Origin of the sequence: Rhodococcus sp. LB1, from assembly GCF_001583455.1 — a bacterium.
Lineage (GTDB): Bacteria > Actinomycetota > Actinomycetes > Mycobacteriales > Mycobacteriaceae > Rhodococcus_F > Rhodococcus_F opacus.
This window is the reverse complement of record NZ_LTCZ01000384.1, coordinates 1-2501: the sequence shown is the minus strand read 5'-3', so window position 1 is coordinate 2501 and position 2501 is coordinate 1. Positions and strand designations below refer to the sequence as shown.

The 2501-nt window shown below is 56.2% G+C and carries 1 protein-coding gene; it reads right to left on the bottom strand.

What is annotated here, in order from left to right:
- Positions 1-458: 458 nt before the first annotated feature.
- Positions 459-1907: a hypothetical protein gene (locus AZG88_RS36430; RefSeq protein WP_061700515.1), complete on the bottom strand. Its 1449-nt coding sequence runs from the start codon at positions 1905-1907 to the stop codon at positions 459-461.
- Positions 1908-2501 lie beyond the last annotated feature (594 nt).

The window sequence follows — 2501 nt, the reverse complement described above, 5'->3', positions numbered from 1 at the left end:
TTTGTGCCGCGCCTTGTGTCACCCGCCTCAGCAACCTCCAGCGGTAGCGCTGGCGTTTGTGCGGCGCGAGCTGCCAACACTGCTTTGCAAAGACAAGGTCCCGACAAATTGAGTCCACGTCGGCGACCCATCCGGGGAAGAGCGGAGGTANGCCTCGTCGGCATTTACTGAACCTGAGAGCGGTGACCGCCGAAGTGTCACACGGTTGGCAGCTCTTGCCCCCGCCGTCGCCGTGAGCGCAAGGGCGGTGCGGGGCTACTTCAAGACCAATGCTGCCGCTACTACTCGTGGGGGGCGTCCTCTGAAGGTGGACGAGTGACAACCTCTCGCCTCAAGAACTCCTGTTTGGGACGTTCGAACGACTGAAATGACCGTCGAGCGGCCGCGATCTGTTGTCGAAACAGCTCGCGCCCATTTTCTGAACTCTGCATATTTACCTCCCGCTCTCGATGTTGGTGTCAAATGTCGGCTGCTGATAGTTCCTCTGATATGGCTGCGGTTTCTCGTTCGCTCTCGGATCCCACGAACTCATCGAATCGTCCAACCTTTGGAAGAGCTTGTCGTCGTTCCTCGCGTGACCACGGTGACCGGGAACCCTCGGCATCCTTTCTGTCGCCTTCGACACGAAAGAGTGTGTCGTATCGCTTCGGGGATATTCCAAAGAACGGCTTGAACTTCTGTGTCCCAGAGCCGTACATATTCTCGGCCCTACTCTTTGGGTAAGGCTCAAGATAAACCACGTCAAGATTTGCAGACATAACATGTTTGGCGCAGTTATGGCAGGGATAAGCGGTCACGTAGAGCGTGTCCCCCTCACCGATACCGCCGCGGCCCAGGCCATCGAGTAGCGCAGACATTTCGGCGTGCACTGGGATTTGAAACTCCGTCAGATCCTGCAACTGAGATTCCTTCAGTTCCCCGTTTTGAAGAAGTTCAGTGACAAAGTCTTCTGGATCTCTGTCCAACCCTTCTTTAACCTCTTCAATAAGTAGTGGTTCCATTCTTCGAAGCGTATCGAGGACTAGCGCTTTGATCGAGCTCTTCGACCGATCAAATAGAGGCGATTCCTGCGGATTCGTCGGGTGTGCGTTGAATCCTAAACTCAAGACATGCCAATTTCTATCCAGTATTGCCGCGCCGACCTTCAGGCCAAGTTCCGGCGATCTCGTACTCGCGATGTACGCCATGTTCATTCCGAACTCGAGCTTAGATGGCGGAGAGTACTCAGGAGATCCAAATAATAGATTCAAGAATCGTTCGAGCTGGTCGTCAACGTTCTGATCTGCGTCAATAAATAGATCCGACTTGGGAAAAACTTTTGAAACGTTCTGTCCATATTTAGTTCCCTCTTTTTGATCACGGCCCATCAGCCTGGTGGCCTTCTCGTCGTGCTCAGAATCGGGGTCGCCGAAGTTCTCGGTGCGAAATAGCTCAACTAGACGAGTTCGTCGCTTCACATCGTCGGACATCAATGCGATCTGTATGAATCGGTCTCCGTAAACGCTTTTCAGCAACTCGACCTCTTGCGTACGCTTAACTGAATCGATTAGGTAGGCGGTGCGTTGCCGCCGTTCCGTTTCGGAGCACCCATGCTCTGCCCTTAAGACTTGGATCTGAACGATTGCACTAGCCGCGAGCGCCGCGGATGACTTGTTCTCTTCGCAGATGCGATCGCCGTGCTTAATTAGCGCGTCTGTCTTTTCGTAGGTTTTTCTTGGAAGTTCGACTCCATCGGGCAACAAGTTCTCGATGGTTTCACTAATGCGAATGTGCTCCAAGTCGTATTCGAAGGTGGCTAGCTGCCGCCGGAACGCGTCGACCACGACGTCGCGGTCTACTCCGACCGGTCGCACTATCGCGAAGATCAGCTCCGGACCGAAGTTGCTGACGGTTTCCTGGTTGTCCACGGTGCAATCAAAGCATCCCGCTCAGACACTCTCTCGGAGACTCGCTGTTTTGGAGGCTGCGGAGGGGTCGCGAAGTCGCCTAAGGGGTGGACCATGCATCGACGTTTCGGTGCCTGAGCGCCGCGCTACCGATCAGGGAGCTGGACGGGGAGTTTAAAAAGCAACTTTTGCCACCAACTCGCCCAGAGGGCGGTTTCCAGGCCTCAGGCAGGCGCTCTGGAGCGAGTGGGTCCGGTTCTCGAAAGTGGAGGGGCCTTCCGACCGGCCTACTTCAGGAGCTTTTTCAGCGCACCTGATATGTCCGGACCGCGTGGACGCGTTGGGCTGGAATATCTGCACGGATAGCCATCTCAGGCGTCTGCGAATCAGTGGGCCGACCGGACGAATCACCATCACCACCGCCACCGTCAGCCGCGTATTGGTGCGGCCCGTACCCGATGTCCGCTGATCCCGACAGCGTCGGCGCCAACTCCGACCGGGCGCTGCCAAACCTAGCCACCGGTGACGTCTGGGCAGATTCGCGCATACCCACGGCGGCGGCCCGCACCGGAACGAACATTGAGCTGCGGATCCTCACGTCCATCGCACCGTTCG